Annotated in this window: 21 protein-coding genes; 9 read left to right on the top strand and 12 right to left on the bottom strand. The window is 66.4% G+C overall.

The window, feature by feature from the left end; all coding sequences use genetic code 11:
- Nucleotides 1-25: 25 nt before the first annotated feature.
- Nucleotides 26-499 carry a hypothetical protein gene (locus tag AC6CID_RS08170; RefSeq protein WP_217579389.1) on the top strand — a complete coding sequence of 158 codons (474 nt, stop codon included), beginning with the start codon at nucleotides 26-28 and terminating at the stop codon, nucleotides 497-499.
- Between the two features lie 301 nt (nucleotides 500-800).
- On the opposite strand, the gene AC6CID_RS08175 is transcribed toward AC6CID_RS08170, so the two are convergent.
- Entirely contained in the window at nucleotides 801-1,673 is an 873-nt protein-coding gene (locus AC6CID_RS08175) for an alpha/beta fold hydrolase (RefSeq protein WP_006550782.1), read from the bottom strand.
- A 208-nt stretch (nucleotides 1,674-1,881) separates the two neighbouring features.
- Nucleotides 1,882-3,156, bottom strand: coding sequence for a glutaminase (locus AC6CID_RS08180; protein WP_024102450.1), 1,275 nt, complete (start codon nucleotides 3,154-3,156; stop codon nucleotides 1,882-1,884).
- Between the two features lie 85 nt (nucleotides 3,157-3,241).
- Between AC6CID_RS08180 and AC6CID_RS08185 the strand changes: the two genes are divergently transcribed.
- A complete protein-coding gene (locus tag AC6CID_RS08185; protein WP_006550784.1) occupies nucleotides 3,242-3,925 on the top strand; it encodes a hypothetical protein in 684 nt (227 codons plus the stop codon).
- On the opposite strand, the gene AC6CID_RS08190 is transcribed toward AC6CID_RS08185, so the two are convergent.
- Nucleotides 3,918-4,412, bottom strand: a complete 495-nt coding sequence (locus tag AC6CID_RS08190) for a hemerythrin domain-containing protein (RefSeq protein ID WP_006550785.1) — start codon at nucleotides 4,410-4,412, stop codon at nucleotides 3,918-3,920. The two genes, AC6CID_RS08185 and AC6CID_RS08190, sit on opposite strands and share 8 nt — an antisense overlap.
- 70 nt (nucleotides 4,413-4,482) lie before the next feature.
- Entirely contained in the window at nucleotides 4,483-5,340 is an 858-nt protein-coding gene (locus tag AC6CID_RS08195) for a LysR family transcriptional regulator (RefSeq protein WP_039584485.1), read from the bottom strand.
- Between the two features lie 84 nt (nucleotides 5,341-5,424).
- Here AC6CID_RS08195 and AC6CID_RS08200 point away from each other — a divergent pair, with 84 nt between their 5' ends.
- Both AC6CID_RS08200 and AC6CID_RS08205 read left to right on the top strand, forming a co-directional pair.
- Nucleotides 5,425-6,414 (top strand): bile acid:sodium symporter family protein, encoded by a 990-nt coding sequence (locus AC6CID_RS08200; protein WP_052227206.1) that lies wholly within the window; start codon nucleotides 5,425-5,427, stop codon nucleotides 6,412-6,414.
- 134 nt (nucleotides 6,415-6,548) lie between these two features.
- Nucleotides 6,549-7,766: an alpha/beta hydrolase gene (locus tag AC6CID_RS08205; RefSeq protein ID WP_498353815.1), complete on the top strand. Its 1,218-nt coding sequence runs from the start codon at nucleotides 6,549-6,551 to the stop codon at nucleotides 7,764-7,766.
- Nucleotides 7,767-7,769: 3 nt separating this feature from the next.
- On the opposite strand, the gene AC6CID_RS08210 is transcribed toward AC6CID_RS08205, so the two are convergent.
- Complete coding sequence (locus tag AC6CID_RS08210) at nucleotides 7,770-8,966, bottom strand: 4-hydroxybenzoate 3-monooxygenase (protein WP_498353816.1); 1,197 nt, start codon at nucleotides 8,964-8,966, stop codon at nucleotides 7,770-7,772.
- Nucleotides 8,967-9,049: 83 nt separating this feature from the next.
- Complete coding sequence (locus AC6CID_RS08215) at nucleotides 9,050-9,829, bottom strand: IclR family transcriptional regulator (RefSeq protein ID WP_498353817.1); 780 nt, start codon at nucleotides 9,827-9,829, stop codon at nucleotides 9,050-9,052.
- Between the two features lie 81 nt (nucleotides 9,830-9,910).
- Between AC6CID_RS08215 and AC6CID_RS08220 the strand changes: the two genes are divergently transcribed.
- From AC6CID_RS08220 to AC6CID_RS08235, 4 genes are all read left to right on the top strand, one after another.
- Nucleotides 9,911-10,270: an ArsR/SmtB family transcription factor gene (locus AC6CID_RS08220; protein WP_024102458.1), complete on the top strand. Its 360-nt coding sequence runs from the start codon at nucleotides 9,911-9,913 to the stop codon at nucleotides 10,268-10,270.
- Nucleotides 10,267-11,346 carry an ACR3 family arsenite efflux transporter gene (gene arsB, locus AC6CID_RS08225; RefSeq protein WP_024102459.1) on the top strand — a complete coding sequence of 360 codons (1,080 nt, stop codon included), beginning with the start codon at nucleotides 10,267-10,269 and terminating at the stop codon, nucleotides 11,344-11,346. Before AC6CID_RS08220 ends, arsB begins: the two co-directional genes overlap by 4 nt.
- Nucleotides 11,343-11,750, top strand: a complete 408-nt coding sequence (locus tag AC6CID_RS08230; protein WP_024102460.1) for an arsenate reductase ArsC — start codon at nucleotides 11,343-11,345, stop codon at nucleotides 11,748-11,750. Before arsB ends, AC6CID_RS08230 begins: the two co-directional genes overlap by 4 nt.
- A gap of 205 nt (nucleotides 11,751-11,955) precedes the next feature.
- The gene (locus AC6CID_RS08235; protein ID WP_024102461.1) at nucleotides 11,956-12,906 is read left to right on the top strand and encodes a DUF808 domain-containing protein; all 951 of its coding nucleotides are present in this window, start codon (nucleotides 11,956-11,958) and stop codon (nucleotides 12,904-12,906) included.
- 23 nt (nucleotides 12,907-12,929) lie between these two features.
- Here the strand turns inward: AC6CID_RS08235 and AC6CID_RS08240 are convergent, their stop codons facing one another.
- A complete protein-coding gene (locus AC6CID_RS08240; RefSeq protein WP_064851455.1) occupies nucleotides 12,930-13,535 on the bottom strand; it encodes a phosphoribosylanthranilate isomerase in 606 nt (201 codons plus the stop codon).
- Between the two features lie 48 nt (nucleotides 13,536-13,583).
- Nucleotides 13,584-13,943 (bottom strand): Rv2640c family ArsR-like transcriptional regulator, encoded by a 360-nt coding sequence (locus tag AC6CID_RS08245; protein ID WP_006550795.1) that lies wholly within the window; start codon nucleotides 13,941-13,943, stop codon nucleotides 13,584-13,586.
- Between the two features lie 93 nt (nucleotides 13,944-14,036).
- Here AC6CID_RS08245 and AC6CID_RS08250 point away from each other — a divergent pair, with 93 nt between their 5' ends.
- The gene (locus AC6CID_RS08250) at nucleotides 14,037-14,537 is read left to right on the top strand and encodes an ArsI/CadI family heavy metal resistance metalloenzyme (protein WP_006550796.1); all 501 of its coding nucleotides are present in this window, start codon (nucleotides 14,037-14,039) and stop codon (nucleotides 14,535-14,537) included.
- Nucleotides 14,538-14,612: 75 nt separating this feature from the next.
- Here the strand turns inward: AC6CID_RS08250 and dnaB are convergent, their stop codons facing one another.
- From dnaB to AC6CID_RS08270, 4 genes are all read right to left on the bottom strand, one after another.
- Nucleotides 14,613-17,837, bottom strand: coding sequence for a replicative DNA helicase (gene dnaB, locus AC6CID_RS08255; RefSeq protein WP_082937552.1), 3,225 nt, complete (start codon nucleotides 17,835-17,837; stop codon nucleotides 14,613-14,615).
- A 469-nt stretch (nucleotides 17,838-18,306) separates the two neighbouring features.
- Complete coding sequence (gene rplI, locus AC6CID_RS08260; protein WP_006550799.1) at nucleotides 18,307-18,762, bottom strand: 50S ribosomal protein L9; 456 nt, start codon at nucleotides 18,760-18,762, stop codon at nucleotides 18,307-18,309.
- A 17-nt stretch (nucleotides 18,763-18,779) separates the two neighbouring features.
- Nucleotides 18,780-19,022: a 30S ribosomal protein S18 gene (rpsR, locus tag AC6CID_RS08265; protein ID WP_006550800.1), complete on the bottom strand. Its 243-nt coding sequence runs from the start codon at nucleotides 19,020-19,022 to the stop codon at nucleotides 18,780-18,782.
- 41 nt (nucleotides 19,023-19,063) lie between these two features.
- A complete protein-coding gene (locus AC6CID_RS08270; RefSeq protein ID WP_006550801.1) occupies nucleotides 19,064-19,582 on the bottom strand; it encodes a single-stranded DNA-binding protein in 519 nt (172 codons plus the stop codon).
- Nucleotides 19,583-19,623 lie beyond the last annotated feature (41 nt).

Here is a 19,623-nt window from a genome sequence, read left to right on the forward strand (position 1 = left end):
GTCCTATCGAGGAGGCGCAGGTGCGATGTATGCGCAACGCGAAACCTACTTCGGCTGGACGTCTCGGCGCGTGCCCCTGTACGCAGCCGCGCAGCCCACGGCATCCCCGGCCACACCGGCCGCAGCCGGCCCGAGCATCCGTCCCGAGGACGAGCGCGTTCCCTCGGGCGTAACGCTCGACCGCATCCTGCCCGAGTCCGTGCTGCATGGCCGCCTGGTCGCGTATCACGACGCGGACGAGGACAGGGACTACGTGGCCGTGGCGGTCGGCGCGGTGGCGGGCGAGAACGATGTACCGGTCCGGGTGGCCGAGGAAGAGACGCTCGTCGTGTCCGCGGCCCGCAGCGTGATCGATGGGATCCTCGTCGGCACGGAGAACGACGACCTCGACGAACTGGAGGTCGCCCGTCAACTCCGCTTCGGCGGACCGGTCCGCGACCTGCTGGAATACATCGGAGCACGGTCGGTGGTGGTCGACTGGAGCCCCGCTGTGGCGTGATCCGACAGAGCCGTGGCGTGATGTGATCGCGTCCCTGTAATCGCGGATGTGTGACGCGCCGATACATACATCTGCAACGACACAGCATTCAGATGGTACGGTCGTAGGCGTCCCCGTGACCAAAACGTAATAATTCGGGGATTATCGCAGCCCTTGTGTGGGTACTCGAGCCTTCGGGTTCCACTGGGAGGGTGACCGGAAGTGGCGACGCCGGACTGATAGCTACGCCCGTCGGGGGCAGCCCGGCATCGCCACTTTCGACCCACACTCTCCGGGACCGGATTCTTCCGAGTCCCGGTTCTCAGTTCTCCGTTACCGCTGCGGCTGCGGCCGTCGCCGCCAGAGCGGCCGGCGCCTCGACCGCGAGGAGATGACCCACCTCGGGAAGCGCCACGAAATGAGCACCCATGTCGTCGGCCAGCTTGTTCAGCGCGTCCACCTGTACGAGGGGGTCCTTGCTTCCCACGACGACCTCGACCGGACGCCCGCGCCAGCGGCGCAGCACGGCCCGATCGATGCGGGGCATGTTCGTCAGCGACGTGCAATACGCACCGACGCGGCAGGACCACCGCAGGGTCTGTTCGTCGGGCCGGTAGTCGCATCCCGCGAGTGCTCGAAGGTACCGCTCGGTGTTCTCGAAGTTGGGCTCGTTGCGCCACTGCAGGCCGGGGATGAGGGCGCGGTTCCACCGGACGCGCGGGACGAGACCCAGCGGCGCCGCGATCACCAGCTTCTCGATCCGGTCAAGATCCTCCACCGCAGCGGCCACGGAGGCCGACCAGCCGAGACCGATCACGGGAATCCGCTCGACGCCGAGTGCATCGAGCACCTCGACGAGCCAGTGGCCGTAGACGCTGTGGATCCGGCTGTCGGGCCGGCTGCCCGCGCTCGCACCGGGAAGGCCCGGGACATCCACGAGCACCACCCGGTGGCGCTCGCCGAACTGCTCGGCGAGCAGACGCAGCCCCGCCGCCGGGAGATCGCCACCCGCGAGCACCACGATCGGCGGTGCGGTCGCAGGACCCGTGGTGAGCACGTAGGTGTCACCCAGCGAGGTGCGGGCGACGTGCTCCTCGACGGGACGCTCCCAGTAGGTCAGCAGTCCTGCGCACGCGTGGTGGATCACGCTGCCGTCTCCGGGGCAGCGGTAGGGCGAACGTGTCAGCAACGCCATCATCCTCCTACCCGGACGATTCCGGGGACGACGAGGGATTCACGGAACGGCATGAATGGATCTTCTTTCGTGGGGTACGAGCGTCTTTCGCCGACCAACCTCGGGCACACCGCACGACACCGTAGCCCAGTGCTCGGTGTGGACGCCACCCGTGGTTCCGGAAAACTTCACAGCCGTCCCTCACGTCACTTTCGTGCCGAATGCCCTTTCACCCCTGCGCCTCCAGGTCCTCCCACGAGGTGTGAACCTGCGGTCGGAAGCCGTAGCCGGTGTCGGGTTCGGGCAGATGCCCTTCGGGGTCGATCACGACGACCTCCACGCCGTCCCGGTGGAGCCGACCGATCATCTCCAGCAACATCCTTCGGCCGACCGGCAGGATGGTACGGACGAGGGACAGGTCGAAGACCAGGCGTTTCGTCTCCACAGGCTCGTCGACCACGGCCGTCACGAGACCCTCGGAACTGGTGAACTGGAGGTCGCCCTGCAACTCGAGGAGGGTGAGAGACTCGTCACCCTCGCCGATGACATGTCTTCTGCGTAACACCGAGTGCGCGACCATCGGCGCGTCCATCAGATGCAAGTTCATGTCGCGGGAGAGACGACCGAAGGCGGCGACCCCCTGGACGCTGGTGCCGTGGTCGTCGAGGCGCGGCGAGTATGCGGCAATACCCAACTGTCCCGGTAGGATTCCTATGATTCCTCCGGACACGCCGCTCTTGGCGGGGATACCGACGGTGGAGAGCCAGTCCCCCGCCGCGTCGTACATCCCACAGGTCGCCATCACCGACAGCACCTGACGCACCACGTCCCGCGAGAAGATCTCCTCGCACGTCACGGGTTGCACACCGCCCGCCGCGAGCGTCGCGGCCATCATCGCGAGATCCTTGGTCGTCACAGTCACCGAACACTGCCGGATGTACCCCTCGACGATCTCGTCCGGATCGTCCTCGAAAACCTCGTACCCCCGAAGGAGATTGGCGATGGCGACATTGCGATAGGAGTTCTCGAGCTCCGACGACGCGACCTTCTCGTCGATCGTCAGCTCGCGACCGGCCAGGGACGACAGCAGAGAACGGATGTCCTCCACCGAGGCCTCGGGTTGCCGTCCGTCGAGCACCAGGGCGTGTGCGGCGAGCGCACCGGCATTGATCATCGGGTTGAGCGGACGGCCCGTGTTGCGTTCGAGCGAGACCTCGTTGAACGCCTCCCCGGAGGGTTCGACATCGATCACGTCGAGCACGGCGTCGAAGCCTCTCTGTTGCAGCGCAAGACCGTAGACGAAGGGCTTCGAGATCGACTGGATCGTGAACTCGGTGTGGTCGTCGCCCACGGAGTACACCGCACCTTCGGCGGTCACGAGGGTGAGGGCGAACCGGTCCGGGTCGGCCCTCGCCAGTTCCGGGATGTAGTCGGCGAGGGCGCCCGAACTGTCGGCGCATCCTCGGAGCACTTCGGTCAGATAATCCGGCAACGGTGAACGCATGTATTCATCGTGACCGAATCGGACGCTGCCGGGGTGAGGAGTGACGAAGGCGATTGAACCGGCGGATCGCGGGTATGCCATCCCCATGACTGCTCTGTCGTCGGCGCTGTCCGTGCCGTTCCGAGTGGGATCCGCGCTGCGCGGAGCACGCGTGTTCCACCCGCGCGGTGCGACCTTCGAAGGGGTTGCCGAACTCGAGTCGTCCTGGTGGCCGCGGCAGATTCCCCGCCCTACTCCTGTCGTCGCCCGGGTGTCGCGGGCCATCGGCACACCGGACGGCATGCCGGACGTGCTCGGTCTCGCGGTGCGCTTCGCCACGAAGACCGGCCCGTGGGACGTCCTGCTCGCATCGGCTCATCTGCCGGCCCGGGTGGCGCTGCTGCCGGCCCGTTCGTGGTCGAGTGCCCGCTACAGCACGCTCATGGCCTATCGGACCGACAGCGACCCCGCGCCGCGGTGGATCACCGCCGTTCCGCGCGGACGACAACCGTCCTCGACGACCTCCGTGCAGGCACTCGAGATACCGCTCGAGTTCTCTCTCCTGGTGGGTTCCGCCCGCGGGCCTCTGGAAGCGGCGGGACGTCTGACGCTGACTCGCCACCTGCCCGAGAAGGATTCGGAGCAGCCGTCATTCGATCCGACCGTCCACTGCCCCGGATTCGTCGATCCATGGCCGGGATGGCTCGTCGAGACGCGGCGCGACGCCTACCGGGCGAGCCGGGCCGGACGAGGCGCCTTCCTCGCCCGGCCGCAGCACACCGTCAGCTGATCACCGCGTCGATCGTCTTCTTCAGCGCGGACGGCTGCGCCGGTGACCGCGGGGCGCCCTCCTTCATCTCGAGCATGCGGGCACCGATGTCCTGCAACTGCTTACGGCCGAGCGCCTCGCGCACCTTGGGGAACCACTCGTCCTCCTCCTCGTCGATGTGATGCTCGACGTTCTCGATGAGGACCGTCGTCTTCGCGTCGAAACGCTCTGCGTCGGGCTTCATCCCGGCCAGTTCGATGACGAGCACGTCGGCGACGTGGTGCTCCTCGTACGATTCGAGAATGTCGTCCTCGAGATCGGGGAGCAGGGAACGCACCTCGGGGTACATGCACTCGTTCTCGAGATAGGTGTGCACGGTGAGGGCTTCGATGATCTTGTCGACGATCTTGCCCTTCTCCTTCTCCCCCTCGGCCTTCCGGAAGTCGCGGAAGAGTTTCTTGATCTCCTTGTGGTCTTCCTTCAGCAACACGATCGCGTCTGTGGACACGGTTCCTCCTGCGGCGTGAACATTGCCGCCCCCAGCGGGCGTGGCACAGGAATACCCGTCCGCGACACCGTCACACGCGCACACGATCCGCATTCGCGAGGATGGCCGCCCGCAGTGCCGCCTCCGGGCCGCTGAGTACGGAACGACGCGCCATGAGCACGAACTCGATCTCACCCGCACCGGGAAGCAATCGTTGGGGATCGCGCACCGGGACGAGACCCGGTGGTGGAAGCCGCTCGGCGTGCAGCACCACGCCCAGTCCCGCGAGCGCTGCAGCACGCAGACCGTTGAGACTGTCGGTCGTGCACGCAACGCGGACACCGCGCCCACTGCGCTGGAGGACCTCGAGCGCGATGTCGCGGGTCAGGGCCGGCGACGGATAGGACACCAGCGGTGTCGGCTCGTCCGGATCGAGGACGTAATCGGGGGCGGACAGGAAGACGAGACGCTCGCTGAAGATCATTTCACCGTGGCGGCTGCCCGGTCGACGCTTGCCGAAGACCAGATCGAGCTCGTTGTCGTCGAGACGGCGCTGCAGATCCTCGCTCAGATCCACCGTGAGTTCGAGATCGATGCGGGGATGACTACGCCGGAACTCGGCGAGGATCGACGGCAGCTCGTAGAGCACCAGGTCCTCGGAGACCCCGAAACGCAGCCGGCCGCTGAGCGGCGACTCCGAGAAGTGCCTGCGGGCGGCATCGTGGCGATCGAGGATCTCGCGGGCGAAGGCGACCATGTCGGCGCCGTCCGCCGTGAGCTCGACGTTGTGCGTGTCGCGTACGAACAGGCGGCGCCCGATCTCCTTCTCGAGTCGCGCGACGTGCTGACTGACCGTCGACTGCCGCAGGCCGAGCCGCTGGGCGGCCGCGGTGAAGCCGCGCTCCCGCTCGACGGCCAGGAAGCTCCGTAGGTGCACCGGATCGAACACCACCCCATTTCATCACGAATCGCGATTACAGAAAACGTGGCGACCGTCTTCTGTAATGACATCCGGCTGCCGTACCGTCGATTCGTGCTCTCCAAGATCCCCGTGCTCGGACGGCTCGACCCGTTCCTGCTCGCCATCCTCGCCACCGTCGCCGTCGCTGCTCTGCTGCCCGCCGACGGGGTCGTACTCGACGGCGTGAACTGGGCCGCCAAGATCGCCATCGGGCTGCTGTTCTTCCTGTACGGCGCGCGCTTGTCCACGCAGGAGACCATCGAGGGTCTCGAGCACTGGCGTCTGCACCTGACGATCCTCGCCACGACCTTCGCCGTCTTCCCGCTGCTCGGCCTGGCCGCCAAGGCGCTCGTACCGTCGATCCTGAGCGACCCGCTCTATCTCGGCGTCCTGTACCTGTGCCTGCTGCCGTCCACGGTGCAGTCCGCCATCGCGCTCGTCTCGGTGGCGCGCGGCAACATCCCCGGCTCGATCGTCTCGGCCAGCGCCTCGAGTCTCATCGGAATCTTCGCGACTCCACTGCTGGTCGCGCTGACGATGTCCACCCAGGGCGTCACCTTCAGCGGGTCGGCCGTGCTCGACATCGTGCTGATGTTGCTCGTGCCGTTCGTCGCAGGTCAGCTCCTGCGGCGCTGGATCGGCGGCTGGGTGAAGGCCCACGGCAAGCCGCTCAAACTCGTCGACCGCGGATCGATCATGCTGGTCGTGTACGTGGCGTTCAGCCGCGGCATGAACGAGGGTATCTGGTCGATGATCTCGGTCGGCCGCCTGCTCGCCCTCGTCGGTGTGTGCGCGGTGCTGCTCGCGATCGTGCTCGCGCTCACCTGGTACTCGTCGCGCGGACTCGGTTTCGAATATCAGGACCGTGTCGCGATCCTCTTCTGCGGCTCCACGAAGTCCCTCGCCACCGGTCTGCCCATGGCGATCGTGCTGTTCCCCGGCCAGCCCATCGGCCTGATCGTGCTGCCGCTCATGCTGTTCCACCAGATGCAGCTCCTGGTGTGTGCGGCTCTCGCCGGACGCCTGGCGAAGAAGGCACCGGATGGGCTCGTAGCCGTATAGGAGAGCGAAGCCGAAGCTCCTGTTAGACGAAACCGAGGGTGAAATCCGCTGATTCCGGTAGCGGTGACGTCATCGTGCCGTCACCGTGCAGGGAGAACCCCGATTCGCGAACCTCGGCTCGAAGGAGCACCGACATGGGTCTGCTGTTCCACGATCATCTGCACGACGAGTTCGGAACCTGGCCGCTGGCCTACATCCCCTACGGCGGCGCCGACTTCGGCGAGATCGCCGCAGTGGCCCGGCAGGTGGGCGACGGTGACGACGGGGACTTCTATCGGGCGTGGGTCGAGACCGGGGACCGTCTCGTCGCGGAAGTGGAGTCCTGCGCGACCGCCGGGCACGACGACTCGGCACGCGAGCTGTTCCTGCGGGCGAGCGCCTACTACGCGACCGCCTACCACCCGCTGTACGGATCTCCCGTCGACCCACGTCTGATCGCCGCCTTCGACAAGCAGGTCGCGGCCTTCGATGCCGGGCTGGCGATCGGGGACACACCCGTCAAGGCTGCCAGGATTCCGTTCGAGGACACCACGCTTCCGGGCTACCTGATTCCCGCACCCGGCCACGAGAACAGCGTGCGGCCGCTCATCGTCTTCACCAACGGATACGACGCCACGATCACCGACATGTACTTCGCATCGGCCGTGGCAGCGCTGCGACGCGGCTACCACTGTCTCCTGTTCGACGGACCGGGCCAGGGCGAGATGCTCTACAAGCAGAAGATGCCGATGCGTCCGGACTGGGAAGTGGTCGTGCGCGCGGTGATCGATCATGCGACGGCCTCCCCCATCGTCGACCCCGAACGCATCGTCCTGAGCGGATGGAGTCTCGGTGGGTATCTCGCGCCGCGCGCAGCATCCGGTGAGCATCGTCTGGCCGCGGTGGTCGCCGATCCCGGTCAGTGGAGCGTCGCGGCCGGCACCCGGGCCCTCGGGGCAGCATTCGGCCTCTCCCCCGAGGTCCTCGACGATCCTCTCTCGATGAGCGCACAGGACGCCGACACGATCATGGCTGCGGTGCAGTCGGATCCGTCACTACGCTGGAAGATCATCGCCCGTGGATTCTGGGTCAACGGAGTCTCGGACATCCGGGAACTGTTCGCGGAGATGAACGAGTACACACTCGACGAGGTCGGGGAGCGTATCTCGTGCCCTGTCGTGGTGACCGTCGCCGAGAGCGATGCCCTCGCACGCGGTGCGGGAACATTCGGAGATCGGCTCGGCGACAAGGTGACTCTCATCCCGTTCACCGAGGCCGAGGGTGCGGGTGGGCATTGCGAGATGGGCAACCGCACCCTCCTCAACAGGCGGGTTCTCGATCGGCTCGACGAGCTCCTGGCTCGCACGCCCTGACGATCAGCGGTCGGGCCGGCCCGTGTACGCCTCCGCGAGATACTGCTGTCCGTACCGGGAGCCGACGACCGCGGCGAGTTCGCCCAGTGCCCGCTTGTTCTCGAACGACGTTGCGTCCTCACGGGTGTGAAGCATCGAGGTCATCCAGTACGAGAAGTTCTGCGCCTTCCACACGCGCTGCAGCGCCGTGTCGCTGTAGGCGTCGAGCAGGTCGGACGAGCCGGTGGAGAAGAACGAGTCGAGCGCGCGGAAGAGCACCCGGACGTCGGCCAGGGCGAGGTTGAGTCCCTTGGCACCGGTCGGCGGAACGGTGTGGCCGGCATCGCCTGCCAGGAAGAGGTTTCCGTGCCGCATCGGTTCGCACACGTACGAGCGGAACGGCAGGACCATCTGTTCGAAGATGGGGCCGCGCTTCAGTTCGAAACCGTCGGGGCCGTCGACACGCCTCTGAAGCTCGTCCCAGATCCGGTCCTCGCTCCACGTCGACGCGTCCTCGGACGGATCGCACTGGAAGTACATCCGCTGCACCGACTCGTTGCGTTGACTGATGAGGGCGAATCCGTGATCAGAACGCGCATAGATCAATTCGGGTGCACTCGGTGGAGCCTCGGTAAGGATCCCGAACCATGCGAAGGGGTACTCGATGAAGTGGTCGGTGCGGACGTCGCCGGGAATCGCCTTGCGGCAGATGCTCTGTGATCCGTCGGCTCCGACGAGGATGCGGCACCGGATCTCGACCGGCGTGCCGTCGGATTCGGTGAACCGGATCTTCGGTGTGTCGGTGGTGATGTCGAGAACCTCTGTGTCGCAGACGCTGTAGCGCACCTCGCCACCGTCGCGTACGCGCGAGGCGGCCAGGTCGACGAAGACCTCGTTCTGCGGATACAACCACACCGACTCACCCACGAGGTCCCGGAAATCGATGCGGTGGCTCTCACCTCCGAAGCGCAGATCGATGCCGTCGTGGCGGTGCCCTTCGTTCAGGACACGGGTGTCGACTCCGCTCTCGGTGAGCAGCGACACCGAGCCGTGCTCGAGGATCCCCGCACGGTGGGTGGTCCGGATGGTCTCGTGATCACGCTTCTCGACGACGATGTTGTCGATCCCCGCCTTCGCGAGGAGATGGGAGAGCATGAGACCTGCCGGGCCGCCGCCGACGATGCCGACTTCAGTGGTGACGACCGTGCGGGTTGCGTTCATGTGTTCGTCCTTCGCTGCGCGTATCCGATTCGCGTCCCGTCGAGTGTCGTGCGCCTCTCCCACCGCACACGTCGACTTCTCGTTCAATGAGAAAACGACCTGGTCAGTCCGGGGGGACGCTCGCCGACTCCGCGCGCGATGCCGCGGGCAGCGGCCATGAGGACGGGCACGACGGCCTGTTGCCGGGACGCACCGGTGGGCACCACCACGCCGAGCGCCGCCAGGGCATGACCCGACCGCGCGAGGACGGGCACCGCGATGCCCGTGGTGCCCTCGTCGAGCACACCGTCGAAGCGCGCATAACCCCGCCGGCGGACCTCCGCGAGCGCGCGACGGAAATCTCTCGTCGTCGCAGCGAAACGCTTCTCCACCTCGGGATGTCGTCGCCGATAGGTTTCCTGCACCTCCGCAGGTGAGAACGCGAGCATCGACATGCCCAGCGACGTGTCGTGGACGGGGAGCCGACGCGCGACCGAGGCCTGGTTGACCACCGAATCGGACGCCGACAGCCGTTCGAGGACAAGGACCTCGTCGTCCTGCAGGACCGCGAGCTGGGTGTGCTGGTGCACCACCGACTGCACGTCCTGCAGAAAGGGCAGCGCCGACTCCCGCAGATCGCGCGCGGGTGCACTGCGCGCGACGAGTTCCCACAGGCGCAGACCGAGCCGTACCCGGCCGTCGTCGTCCCGGGTGAGCAGACCGTGTTGCACCAGCTCGCCGACGAGCCGGTAGGTCGTGGCCTGCGGGATGCCGGACCTGCGGGCGAGACTCCCGACCGTCAGGCGGGGTTGGGTGTCGTCGAACGACTCGAGGATGCGGACGACGCGGTCGAGCATCGAGTCACCGGACGGCGAGTTGGCCATGCCGCCATTGTTCCGTGTCCGATCCGGGCAGCTTCACCATCCGGATCCGTCCGTAGATTCGACATCTGTCAATATAGACGTGTGTCGAATCAAGATCTCGCGGGCGACGACGCCTGCTGCTCTCCGCTCGTGCGCCAACCCCTGACGGGCGATCGCGCCGTCGACCTCGCCCGGATGTTCAAGGCCCTCGGCGATCCGGTGCGTCTGCGGTTGCTGTCGCTCGTCGCGAGCCATGCCGGCGGTGAGGCGTGCGTATGCGACATCTCGGGATCGTTCGATCTGTCCCAACCGACGATCTCGCACCACCTCAGAGTTCTGCGCGAGGCAGCCCTGCTCGAGTGCGAGCGTCGCGGCACCTGGGTGTACTACTGGGTGGTTCCGGCTGCACTACGGCAACTCTCCGATGTACTCGGGATCGAGCCGACCGAGGTACCCGCATGAGTGAGCGAACTGCGGTGGACACTCCCGTGATGGGCAGGATGTCGACACTCGACCGCTTCCTTCCCGTGTGGATCGGCACCGCCATCGTCGTCGGCCTGCTGCTCGGCCGCATGATTCCCGGACTCGGAGAAGCCCTGGGTTTCATCGAGATCGACGGGATCTCGCTGCCGATCGCCCTCGGCTTGCTGATCATGATGTACCCGGTGCTGGCGAAGGTGCGCTACGACCGTCTCGACACGGTCACCGGCGACCGCACCCTGTTGATCTCGTCGCTGATCCTCAACTGGATCGTCGGTCCCGCACTGATGTTCGCGCTCGCGTGGCTGATGTTGCCGGATCTGCCCGAATACCGCACCGGTCTGATCATCGTCGGCCTCGCGCGCTGCATCGCGATGGTGATCATCTGGAACGACCTCGCGTGCGGCGACCGGGAAGCCGCAGCCGTGCTGGTCGCGATCAACTCGGTCTTCCAGGTGATCATGTTCGCCGCTCTCGGCTGGTTCTACCTGTCGGTGCTGCCCGGATGGCTCGGCCTCGAGCAGACCGGTCTCGACGTCTCCCCGTGGGAGATCGCGAAGTCCGTGCTGATCTTCCTCGGGATCCCGCTCGTCGCCGGTTTCCTCACTCGTCGATTCGGCGAGAAGGCGAAGGGCCGCAGCTGGTACGAGCAGACCTTCCTGCCGCGCATCGGACCGTGGGCGCTGTACGGACTGCTGTTCACCATCGTGGTCCTGTTCGCGCTGCAGGGTGAACAGATCACCTCGCGACCACTCGACGTCGTACGCATCGCGCTGCCCCTGCTGGCGTACTTCGCGATCATGTGGGGGAGCGGGTATCTCTTCGGCGCTGCAGTAGGACTCGGCTACGAACGCACCACCACACTCGCCTTCACCGCCGCGGGCAACAACTTCGAACTCGCCATCGCCGTCGCGATCGGCACGTTCGGGGTCGCGTCCGGGCAGGCACTGGCGGGAGTCGTCGGCCCCCTCATCGAAGTGCCCGTCCTCGTCGCACTCGTGTACGTCGCTCTGGCCCTGCGCACACGTTTCGTCGCCCGTGCCGGAGGTGCGTCGTGACCGCCGTTCCGTCCGTGTTGTTCGTGTGCGTGCACAATGCCGGCCGGTCCCAGATGGCCGCCGGGTTCCTGAGTCGCCTCGCAGGGGATCGCATCACAGTCCGTTCCGCCGGGTCCGCACCCGCCGAGGAGGTGAACCCTGCTGCGGTCGCGGCGATGGCCGAGGTCGGAATCGACATCTCCGGCGAGAACCCGAAGATCCTCACCGCCGACGCCGTGCAGACCTCCGACGTCGTGATCACGATGGGGTGCGGCGACACCTGCCCGGTATTCCCCGGTACGTCCTACCGGGACTGGGTGCTCGACGACCCGGCCGGACGAGGGCTCGACGCCGTGCGTCCGATCCGTGACGAGATCCGGGCGAAGGTCGAGGCGTTGATCGCCGAACTGACATCGCCGACATGATCGAGTTCGGTAACCGCATCCACCAGGTACCCACAGGTCTGTCACGCTGGGCGCCCATGTAGGGCACTCGGTGTGGACGCACGTCGTCCCCGACATGCTCCGGACACCGCGTTGCACGTCATCGCAGGTCCGGTAGCGTTCTGAGACGACTCGTAATCGCGTGTCGGTCGATCGGCTCGGTGCAGCCGAACTGTGGGAGGTTCCCGTGGCTGGTGGTCTCGTCGCCCTTCTGGACGACGTCGCGGTACTTGCGAAGGCAGCCGCGGCATCCATAGACGACATCGGCGCCGCAGCCGGCAGGGCGAGCGTCAAGGCAGCGGGAGTGGTCGTCGACGACACGGCCGTCACCCCCCGCTACGTGCACGGGTTCACCCCCGATCGCGAACTGCCGATCATCCGCAAGATCGCGATCGGGTCGATCCGCAACAAGCTCCTGATCATCCTGCCGGTCGCGATGATCCTGAGTCAGTTCCTCCCGCAGGCCCTGCCGTATCTGCTCATCGCCGGTGGTCTGTTCCTCTGCTACGAGGGCGCCGAGAAGGTCTACGAAGCGCTCACCGGCGGCCACCACGAAGAAGAAGCCACCGCAGCGGAGAAAGGTCCCGAGTTCGAGAAGGCCATGATCGGCGGCGCGATCCGCACCGACCTGATCCTGTCCGCCGAGATCATGGTGATCTCGCTGGCATCGGTCGAGGACGAACCCTTCCTGACTCGCCTGCTCGTCCTCATCGTCGTCGCCGTCCTCATCACCGTCCTGGTGTACGGCGTGGTCGCCCTGATCGTGAAGATGGACGACGTCGGCCTGGCGCTCGCGAAACGGAAGTCCACTTTCGCTCAGCGCGTCGGTCGCGGTCTCGTGAAGGCGATGCCGAAGCTGATGACCGTTCTCACCGTGGTCGGGATCGCCGCCATGCTGTGGGTCGGTGGGCACATCCTGCTCGTCAATGTCGGCGAGGCCGGATTCCATTGGCCTGCCGATCGTCTGCACGACCTCGAGCACTGGTTCGGCGAGCTCGTGCACGGCGGATTCGGCGGCGTGCTGTCGTGGACCGCGGGGACCGTGACATCCGCTCTGGTGGGCCTGATCGTGGGTGCGATCGTCGTGCTGATCATGCACCTGATCCCGCGGCGGAAGAAGGCCGACGCCGCGCACTGACGCCGCCGGATCCCCCGGACGGGTCACTCGGGGGCGTTTCTCCGGACCGCCTGCGCAAACGCCCGCATGAGACCCGGATCCTTGACGCCGCGTTCGGCCTCGATGCCGCTGGAGACGTCGACACCCCACGCCCCGGACGTGGAAAGTGCCCTCTCCACGTTGTCGGGGTTCAGCCCGCCCGCAAGGACCCACCGGCCGGACGGCAAGGCACTGCGGTCCTGCCAGTCCCATGTCTTCCCTGCACCGGCGACTGCGCCGTCGACGAGCAACAGGTCGGCGCCGAAGTCCTCCGACAGCGCCTCGGCTCCTCCGGTGTTGATCGCGCGGATCACCGTGAATCCCGCGTCGTGCAGCACGCGCACGTCGTCGGGCGACCGCAGGTCGTGCACCTGGACGTGATCGAGATTCGCGGCCCGGGCCGTCGCGATGATCTCGTCGAGGGACGCATTCACATAGACGCCGACGGCGAGTGTTCCCGCCGGCACACGGGTGCGGAGCGTCGCGGCCCGCTCGGGGGAGATGCGACGAGGGCTCTTCACGAGAACGAAACCGACCGCGTCGACGCCCAGTTCGACGGCGAGATCGACCGTCGCCTCGTCCTGCAGTCCGCACATCTTGATGAACGTCATCACTACCTTCCTCGCCGCTTCTCCACCTCGAGGATATGTGTGCGACCGTCAGCGGCAGCAGTTCGGATCCAGGACGACCCTGAGCGCCTCGAGGGACTCGGCGCGGGCACGGTGATAGACGTTCATCCCGCGTCGCTCGGATTCGACCATGCCCGCCTTGCGTAGTTGTCCGAGGTGATGACTCACCGTGGATTCCGCCAGATCCACACCGGCGGCAAGATCGCACGTGCACACCGCACCTTCGTCGGCGGTGAGCAGGATCGACACGAGTTTGATGCGCACCGGATCGGCCAGGGCCTTCAACCGCAACGCGACCTCGAGGGCGGCGTCGTCGCGCATCGGCGCAGCCGATACCGGCGCGCAGCAGATCGGGGCGCGGACATCGATCACGGGCAGCGCTTTCGGCATGATTCGAGCCTAACCACCTTCTTGACATATGTCGAAGTACAGGAGCATCCTGTGGGCGGTAATTCGATATATGTCACACAGGTGGAGGCAGTCATGTCACGCATCCAGTTCGCCCTCGACGTCGACGACCTGCCCGAAGCGGTCGCCTTCTACTCGACACTGTTCGGCACCGAACCGGCCAAGCTCGAACCGGGCTACGCCAACTTCGCGATCGCCGATCCGCCGTTGAAGCTGGTGCTGTTCGAGAACCCGGGCAAGGGCGGCACGATCAACCATCTCGGGGTCGAGGTCGACTCGTCCGAGAAGGTGCACACCGAGATCGCCCGATTGACCGAGGCGGGCCTGTTCGCCGACGAGGAGATGGGCACGACCTGTTGCTACGCCACGCAAGACAAGGCGTGGGTGACGGGTCCGGCAGGGGAGAAGTGGGAGGTGTACACCGTCCTGGCGGATTCGGCCACCTTCGGGTCGAGCCCGCAGCATCTCGACGGCACGCAGGAAGCCAGCGGCGGAACATGCTGCACGACCGGTGCCCCGGACGAGCAGCAGGACGACAACTCCACGCCGAAAACCGGCGTAACCTCCTGCTGCTGACCGCCTTTCGCTACGAATATCACGGAACCGGGACGAGATCTGTCGCCTCGCCGCCGGGCGGGGCGACGACTCGTATCAGCCTCGCGCCATGTCCACGAACCGCGACAGGTGCAGCTGGTGGGCAACGGTGATGGTCGCGGTCGGGCCGTTACGGTGCTTGCCGACGATGAGGTCGGCCTCGCCACCACGCGGGTCGTCGCGCTCGAAGGCGTCGGGGCGGTGCAGCAGGATGACCATGTCGGCGTCCTGCTCGAGGCTGTTGTGCACCGCGATGCCGTCGGCGACGAAATTGTGTGTGCCGGGCACCGTTCCGTCGTAGACGTCCTGCTCGCCGAGACTCGTGACGGAGACGATCTCGTCCCAGAACACGTTGTTGGTGGCGACCATGTCGATGTCGGCCGTGTCGAGGACATCGGCGACCCGGGCGAGCCGCGAGCGTGCACCCTCGGTGGTGCGCGGGGTGGCGGACGCGACCGGTCCGATCGGAGCGAGCTGTTCGACGGCGAGCAATTCGCCGAGCTCGGCTTCGATCTCGGGGGTGACGGTGTCGGGGCTGTGCTTGACGAGCTTCGGTCCGAGCTGCGCCAGGACCCACTGCGCCGCGGTTCCGTGCTTGCCCACGTCGTGGAGGAAGACCGCCTGGTTCTCCGCCCCGGTGACAGTGAGGTCCCAGCCCTCGACGGCATCGGTGATCCGCGCGAACACGCCGATGCGCAGGAGCAGGCGCGCGAGGTCGTCGGCCAGACGACGCTCCGCCGACCGGTAGCGGACGACGGCGCGGGCAGCGCCTGCGTCCCATGCGACCTCACCGCTGTCTTCCCAGATGTGGCAGACGAGCTCGGCGACCTGCTCCTTGGGGAGCGAGAACGCGCGGGTGGGGATCAGTCGGCCGGCCACGGCAGTGTCCGCGAGAACGGCCACCTCGTCGTCGGATGCGGGTATCACGTCGAGGGGTGCGGGCACCGCACGCGGCACTGCGACACGCTCACCGGCGACCAACTCGCCCAACGGCATCCAGCCGTCGATGGTGAGGAAGGGATGGTTCGCGGTGGCTTCGACACGACGCCCCGAGGCCAGCTCCAACCGGAAGACTTCCTTACGGCCGCTGGGGAAGACCTTCACCATCGGCCGGACGACCATCCGCATGCGTTCGTCGAGCGACCACACGAGGGGCTGTTCACCCGACTCGAGCAGCTCGCCGAGCGTGACTTCGGCGCCGGTGTCGGCGCGCATGATGCGCGTGGACGCCGGCAGGCAGCCCGACTCACGGAGGTCGGAGACCTGCGGCCGCTTGTCGGTGCGCTGCTCGGGACCACGGTTGAGCTGACACACCGCGACGACCGGAACCTCGAGTTCCTTCGCGAGAAGCTTGAGGCTACGCGAGAATTCGGAGACCTCCTGCTGACGCGACTCGACCTTCTTGCCGGACGACATGAGCTGCAGGTAGTCGATGACGATGAGACGGATGTCGTGTTTCTGCTTGAGCCGCCGCGCTTTTGCGCGGATCTCCATCATCGTGAGGTTCGGTGAGTCGTCGATGAACAACGGCGCTTCGCTGATCTCGCTCATGCGGCGGGCGAGACGCGTCCAGTCGTCGTCGGTCATGCGTCCGGATCGCATGTCGCCGAGCTTGATCTTCGCCTCCGCGGACAGCAGACGCATGACGATCTCGGTCTTGCCCATCTCGAGCGAGAAGATGACCGACGCCATGCCGTGCTTGATGGAGCACGACCGCATGAAGTCCATGCTCAGCGTGGAGTTGTGTGTGGGCACCATCGCGCGACCCGCGAGGTACATGTGGTCGCCGTCGACCTCGACGCACCGCACCGGGACCGAGGGAACCGGGCGGACGGCGACGATGCGGCGCTCGCGCGGCATGGTGGCGCGGCATTCCTTGTGCCGCACGGCCTTGCTGGGCAGGACGAAGACGTCGTCGTCGGTGGTGAAGGAGATCTCGGTGCCGTCGAGCACCGGCGCGTAACCGAGGCCCGACAGGAGTTCGGCGACGCCCTGCGCCAGACGCTCGGACGAGCCGACGAACCGGATGGTGCCGTCGTCGTCGATCTCTCCACCGGCGTCGAGCAGACCCGCGAGGAGTTCGCGACGCTGCGGTTCGGATGCCCGCTGGTATTCGGCGGGGATGTGGGCGCCGAGCGCGACGAGGGCGCTCGTGAAACCACCTTCGCCGTCGATACGCATATGCAGTTCGGGATCGGACGACGGGCCGCCGAGCCACGCACCGAGCGTGAAGGGGGAGACGGGCAGCTCGGTTGCCGGGAACGACAGTGCCTCGGTGTTCGCGACGGTGTGCCCGGCGTCGGCGGTGGCGGCGAGTTCGCCCGTGGTGCGGATCGCGCCGTCGCCGGTGCGCCACTGGTGCTGCTCGTCGGCGACGATCACGGTGCCGTCGGAGAACACGACGTCGAAGCACGGCCGGCCGTGCATGACCTCGGTGGCGGCGAGGACGCGGACGGGGCGGCCGTCGGCGCCGAGGAGTTCGTCGCCCACACCGACCTCGCCCATCGTGGTCCAGCCGGTGGGGGTGGGCAGGGGAGTGTCGAGCGCGAGGGCCTTACCCACACCGGGACGGGCGGCGACGATGATCATCTGGCCGGCATGCAGCCCGTTGGTGAGCTCGTCGAGTTCGGCGAAGCCGGTGGGCACGCCGAGGGAGATACCGCCGCGGCTGGCGATGGAGTCGATCTCGTCCATCGTGGGCTGCAGGAGTTCTTCGAGCGGCACGAAGTCTTCGGTGGTGCGTCGTTCGGCGACCTCGAAGACCTCCGCCTGCGCGCGGTCGACGATCTCGGCGACGTCCTGGCCGTCGGCGCCGGCGTAGCCGTACTGGACGATGCGCGTGCCCGCCTCGACGAGACGACGCAGGACGGCCTTCTCGGCGACGATCTCGGCGTAGTAGCCGGCATTGGCCGCGGTGGGGACGGTCTGGGTGAGCGTGACGAGATAGGCGGCTCCGCCGAGACGCTTGAGTTCGCCGCGCCGGTCGAGCTCGGCCGACACGGTGACCGGGTCGGCGGGTTCGCCACGGCTGTAGAGATCGAGGATCGCGTCGTACACGGCTTGGTGGGCCGGACGGTAGAAGTCGCCGGGCCTCAGCACTTCGAGGACGTCGGCGATGGCGTCCTTGCTCAGCAGCATGCCACCGAGCACGGACTGCTCGGCCACGAGATCCTGAGGGGGCTGTCGACCGAAGTCTCCACTCGGTTCCTCGGGAGGTCCCGAATATTCGGGATTTCCACGATCGTCAACGACGGCCACTGCAGTGCCTGCCTTCCTCCACATGTCCCCGTCCGGCGCGCTGTGCTCCGGCGGATACCTGCACGCACTCCCGGTGTCGGTACCCGGGGTTTCGTGTCCGGTTCTACTCGCCCCTACCGACATCCTGTGTGTGGAGTCGTGCGCCCGACGTTAGGGATCCGGATGACCCTCCACAACTCGGGTTGTGCACACAGTTGGGGATGAATTGTGGAAAGAGGAGGACAGCCTTGTGTACCGGATGTGCACAACCTGGGGACAACACATCTCACATCTCTCATAACTGCAGGTAGGAGCAGAAAAATGTCTGTTCACACGTGTGGAGAAGAAGAATTTCGGCGTGTCGGAGGGCCGGGCGTGTTCACCCATTCGTTCCCCGAACGACATTCCGAGGAGTCACAACGGTGTGGTTTACCCCCCGGTTTATCCACAGGCTGTGCACAGACGACGAGGAGCCCCACGCCGACCAGGCGCGGGGCTCCTCGAGGAGCCGGAATCAGGCAGCCACGACGTTCAGCGTGAACTTCGCGGTGACATCCGGGTGCAGCTTCACGACGATCTGGTGCTTGCCGGTCGCCTTGATGTGGGCCTTGGGCAGCTCGATGATGCGCTTGTCGACAACCGGGCCACCGGCAGCCTTGAGAGCACCGGCGACATCGGCAGCGGTGACCGAGCCGAACAGCTTGCCCGAGTCGCTCGAGGTCTTGACGCTCAGCGAAACGTCCTCGAGGCCCTCGATGGCGGCCTTGAGCTCCTGAGCGTGCTCGAGGCCACGCACGGCGCGAGCCTCCTGGGCACGGCGGATGCCCTCGACCTGCTTCTGGGCACCACGGGTGGCGACGATCGCCAGGCCGCGGGGCAGCAGGTAGTTGCGGCCGTAGCCGTCCTTGACCTCAACGGTGTCGCCAGGCGCACCGAGGTTGTCCACGTCAGCAGTAAGGATGAGCTTCATCGTGTCCCTCCCTTTCCTCAGCGAGTCGTCGAGACGTAAGGGAGCAGAGCCACCTCACGAGAGTTCTTGACAGCAACAGCGACGTCGCGCTGGTGCTGCACGCAGTTGCCGGTGACGCGGCGAGCGCGGATCTTGCCGCGATCGCTGACGTACTTGCGCAGCAGCGTCGTGTCCTTGTAATCGATCTGCACGTTCTTTTCCTTGCAGAAGGTGCAGACCTTCTTCTTCAAAACCTTCTCGCGCGCGGGCGACTTAGGCATGGTCGTTCTCCGTAATTTTGGATGTTCCGATCGAGGTCGGATCAGAACGGAGGCTCGTCGTCCCCGGAACCACCGAAGGAACCCGACTGCGGGGCGTCGCCCCACGGGTCGTCTCCGCCGACGTTCGTGTTCTGAGCGGGACGGCCACCGCCCGATCCACCGGAGGAACCACCGAAGCCTCCGCCACCGCCACCGCGACCGGCCTTGGTGACCTTGGCCGTGGCGTAACGGAGCGAGGGGCCGATCTCGTCGACCTCGAGCTCCACGACAGTGCGCTTCTCGCCTTCACGCGTCTCGTAGCTGCGCTGCTTGAGCCGGCCCTGCACGATCACACGCGAGCCGCGAGTCAAGCTCTCGGCCACGTTCTCCGCTGCCTCACGCCAGATGTTGCAGCGCAGGAACAGAGCCTCGCCGTCCTTCCATTCGTTGGACTGACGGTCGAACACGCGGGGCGTGGATGCAACGGTGAAGTTCGCAACCGCAGCACCCGCGGGGGTGAAACGCAGTTCGGGGTCGGCGGTCAGATTGCCGACCACGGTGATGACGGTGTCGCCTGCCATGTGGTTCCTCCTGCAGTGTGGGGAGTCCTGATGCGCCAGAG

It is taken from the genome of Rhodococcus sp. GQ147 (assembly GCF_059759155.1).

What these genes read in the sequence shown, in the direction of transcription:
- AC6CID_RS08170 (WP_217579389.1), top strand. Translation starts at nt 26, where the DNA reads ATGTATGCGCAACGCGAAACCTACTTCGGCTGGACGTCTCGGCGCGTG.
- AC6CID_RS08175 (WP_006550782.1), bottom strand. Translation starts at nt 1,673, where the DNA reads ATGGCGTTGCTGACACGTTCGCCCTACCGCTGCCCCGGAGACGGCAGC.
- AC6CID_RS08180 (WP_024102450.1), bottom strand. Translation starts at nt 3,156, where the DNA reads ATGCGTTCACCGTTGCCGGATTATCTGACCGAAGTGCTCCGAGGATGC.
- AC6CID_RS08185 (WP_006550784.1), top strand. Translation starts at nt 3,242, where the DNA reads ATGACTGCTCTGTCGTCGGCGCTGTCCGTGCCGTTCCGAGTGGGATCC.
- AC6CID_RS08205 (WP_498353815.1), top strand. Translation starts at nt 6,549, where the DNA reads ATGGGTCTGCTGTTCCACGATCATCTGCACGACGAGTTCGGAACCTGG.
- AC6CID_RS08210 (WP_498353816.1), bottom strand. Translation starts at nt 8,966, where the DNA reads ATGAACGCAACCCGCACGGTCGTCACCACTGAAGTCGGCATCGTCGGC.
- AC6CID_RS08215 (WP_498353817.1), bottom strand. Translation starts at nt 9,829, where the DNA reads ATGGCCAACTCGCCGTCCGGTGACTCGATGCTCGACCGCGTCGTCCGC.
- arsB (WP_024102459.1), top strand. Translation starts at nt 10,267, where the DNA reads ATGAGTGAGCGAACTGCGGTGGACACTCCCGTGATGGGCAGGATGTCG.
- AC6CID_RS08240 (WP_064851455.1), bottom strand. Translation starts at nt 13,535, where the DNA reads ATGACGTTCATCAAGATGTGCGGACTGCAGGACGAGGCGACGGTCGAT.
- AC6CID_RS08245 (WP_006550795.1), bottom strand. Translation starts at nt 13,943, where the DNA reads ATGCCGAAAGCGCTGCCCGTGATCGATGTCCGCGCCCCGATCTGCTGC.
- AC6CID_RS08250 (WP_006550796.1), top strand. Translation starts at nt 14,037, where the DNA reads ATGTCACGCATCCAGTTCGCCCTCGACGTCGACGACCTGCCCGAAGCG.
- dnaB (WP_082937552.1), bottom strand. Translation starts at nt 17,837, where the DNA reads ATGTGGAGGAAGGCAGGCACTGCAGTGGCCGTCGTTGACGATCGTGGA.
- rplI (WP_006550799.1), bottom strand. Translation starts at nt 18,762, where the DNA reads ATGAAGCTCATCCTTACTGCTGACGTGGACAACCTCGGTGCGCCTGGC.
- rpsR (WP_006550800.1), bottom strand. Translation starts at nt 19,022, where the DNA reads ATGCCTAAGTCGCCCGCGCGCGAGAAGGTTTTGAAGAAGAAGGTCTGC.
- AC6CID_RS08270 (WP_006550801.1), bottom strand. Translation starts at nt 19,582, where the DNA reads ATGGCAGGCGACACCGTCATCACCGTGGTCGGCAATCTGACCGCCGAC.